The sequence below is a fragment of the Pollutimonas rozaliensis genome, from assembly GCF_048751585.1.
In the GTDB taxonomy this organism is placed as follows: domain Bacteria; phylum Pseudomonadota; class Gammaproteobacteria; order Burkholderiales; family Burkholderiaceae_B.
In genome coordinates this window covers 1-278 of sequence record NZ_JAZHOB010000078.1, presented here as the reverse complement: position 1 = coordinate 278, position 278 = coordinate 1, and the positions used below count along the sequence as shown (strand labels likewise).

General features: G+C 26.3%; 1 protein-coding gene. It reads right to left on the bottom strand.

Annotated elements, in window-relative coordinates; all coding sequences use genetic code 11:
• The coding region (locus tag V0R37_RS22045; protein ID WP_420376548.1) for a PAS domain-containing protein at positions 1-278 on the bottom strand (278 nt) is incomplete at both ends.

The window sequence follows — 278 nt, the reverse complement described above, 5'->3', positions numbered from 1 at the left end:
ATTTTTTTATATTACCAGCTTCATCTAAAATAGGGAAAATAGTAGCTTTTACATAATATGAACTACCATCTTTAGCTTTATTTTTTATTTTACTTTTCCAAACTTTTCCTGCTTTTATAGTATCCCAAAGATTTTTAAAGATTTTTGAAGAGTTATCAGGATGTCTTACTATATTATGTGGTTGTCCTAAAAGTTCTTCTTTTGTATAACCAGATACTTCACAAAAAATATCATTTGCATAAGTAATTATTCCATCAGGATCAGTTTCACTAACTAAA